Genomic DNA, 2319 nt, shown 5'->3' on the forward strand with positions numbered 1-2319 from the left:
TTTTAAATACAACAAAGCTACCGATTCCTATACCTGTCCTGCCAATGAAACCCTGACCACCAACGCAAATTGGTACGCCAAAAAAAATGGTAAATCAATAACCCAAATGAAGCATTACAAAACCAGTGCGTGTTTGACCTGCAAATTTTTCTCCCAATGTACCAAAAATAAAAAAGGAAGACTCATAGAACGCTCTCAGTATGCCGATTTAATCTATGAAAACAAAGTCAGAATCGAAAACAACTATGATGTTTACCGCCGAAGACAGGCTATTGTAGAACATCCCTACGGTGTCATCAAACGACAATGGGATTTTTATTATATCATGACCAAGAAAACCATCAAACGCGCTTCTGCCGATGTAGGATTGATTTTCTGCGCCTACAACTTGCGCCGAATTTTCAACCTGATTGATCAAAATCAGTTAAAACAGTACCTAAGAGTATTGGCTTTACATTTTGGGACTATAAAAGCGATTTTTAAAGCTTTTTATGCCTTGTTCTATTTTAAGAATGAACAATCCGTTTTTCAACAAAGAATTTTAATTGTAGTTTAAATCACATATATTTACGCGCTGATTAACAAAATTGAGTTCGTTTGAGGGTTTTTAGACGAACTGACGTTAGGCGTCAGTTTGCCAAAAAAACGGAGAAAAATATAAAATTAAATGGTAATATTTCTAATTGCTGGAATTCTAATTTTAGTTGCAATAATAATTGGAATAGTTTGGTTATGTTTTTGGATTCCGAAAAAATTTGGATATCCAAAATTCGGAAAATATTTGTCAATTTTAGTTGGAACTCTAATTGCAATATTTATTCTAACTCAAGTTTTTGAAGATGAGCTTTTCTCAAAGAATGACGCCAAAGAACTTTTGGAAGAACAAAATATTCAACTAATTGATGAGTTTGAACTGACAGAAAACAAATCAATGTCTGGAATTGGAGATTACTATCATACATTTACTTTGAAGATTACAAATCAAGATAAAAATAAAATAATTAGAGAAATTCAAAAGGCGAAGAATTATAATAGCGGTTTAATAAATGAAAATTACTTCGAAAACCGTGATGATTATTATAACGGACCAAAAAGGATTAAGAATTATGAAACTGAAAATCAATTTGTGAGAGAACTTTTTCAACCAAATGGAGATAATTATGCGCCAACTTTGAAAAAAATAGAAATCGACAAAAAAAGTAATTTACTAATATTTGAAGATATAGACGACTAAAAAACCGAACGCCTAACACACGCTACAACGGATTTGGGCAATTGGCTTAATGGAAAGTTGGTTTTGTATTTGGGAAGATTTGGCAAATCCGAAAATAGGGCTTAATTTAGTCCCAAACCCGCTGTAGCGCGAGAACGTTGGGCAAAAGGTGCTCGCGCCTTTTGCCCAATGGGCGCGCCCTTCGCCCAACTCGACGCTTGAAGAAATCAAGCGACTTCGTCAAGCGCGCGCCCATTACCAGCAATTTAAAACCGAAAATAATTTGAAAACAACAATTAGTATTTTGACATTTATTTTCTCAGTTTCTGTTTATGGGCAAAACATAGAAAGTGGAAAAAATTGTAAAGTTGTACAGTTTGTAAATAAAGATTCAATAAATAGCAGTTCAAAGATAAATCCTATATTCAACAAAAGAGGTTTTTACTTAGTTACAAATTGTGTTTATGATTTTATTATTGATGGTAAAAAATACTTTCAATCAATATTGTTGAAAATTGATAATGACAAGTTTTATATTTCTAAGAATTGGGAAACAAAAACAGATAATGAAATAATTTCTGATACGATTGCTGTTTCTATTAATCAAGAAATAAGAATTAGAACAGTATCAATTGATAAAGGTGTCGGAAATATTCCATCGAGAACAAACCCAAATAAATACAATGTAACAATTGTTGATTCAGATTATTGCAGATTTCAAAATGCAGAAATATTGAGCAAAGGAAATAAATATTTCGGCCATTATTACTTTACAGAAATCGGATTAAAAAAGTTAAAAATTGTCAATGGGAAAGCTTTATTGTGCGAAGAAAATGGAGACTTTCTATTAAGGAGAAACTAAACTGCTGGTAACCGTGCATGAAGCGCCATCGCTTGATTTTGTTGGCTTTATGCTTGGTTTTCACGCAAAAATTCTATCTTAGCGGAACGTCAAACTGTCTAAAAACCTCCCTTTTCAATGTTCATTTTTTTGTATTAAAAATCGTTCAAAATATTTGGATAACTCCTTAGTTTTCTTTATCTTTAAGCAAGTATTTATCGCTTAAAAATAGCTTATGAGTAAATTCATCAACGGAACCAACAGA

3 protein-coding genes are annotated in these 2319 nt (G+C 32.3%); all 3 read left to right on the plus strand.

What is annotated here, in order from left to right:
* Window positions 1-556, plus strand: a 556-nt coding sequence (locus IR213_RS15980) for a transposase (protein ID WP_194313285.1), incomplete at its 5' end; no start/stop codon positions are given.
* Window positions 557-667: 111 nt separating this feature from the next.
* The gene (locus IR213_RS15985) at window positions 668-1234 is read left to right on the plus strand and encodes an AtpZ/AtpI family protein (protein WP_194313286.1); all 567 of its coding nucleotides are present in this window, start codon (window positions 668-670) and stop codon (window positions 1232-1234) included.
* Between the two features lie 262 nt (window positions 1235-1496).
* Window positions 1497-2075: a hypothetical protein gene (locus IR213_RS15990; protein WP_194313287.1), complete on the plus strand. Its 579-nt coding sequence runs from the start codon at window positions 1497-1499 to the stop codon at window positions 2073-2075.
* Window positions 2076-2319 lie beyond the last annotated feature (244 nt).

This window comes from Flavobacterium soyangense (genome assembly GCF_015277675.1).
In the GTDB taxonomy this organism is placed as follows: Bacteria; Bacteroidota; Bacteroidia; order Flavobacteriales; family Flavobacteriaceae; genus Flavobacterium; species Flavobacterium soyangense.

What these genes read in the sequence shown, in the direction of transcription:
- IR213_RS15985 (WP_194313286.1), top strand. Translation starts at nt 668, where the DNA reads ATGGTAATATTTCTAATTGCTGGAATTCTAATTTTAGTTGCAATAATA.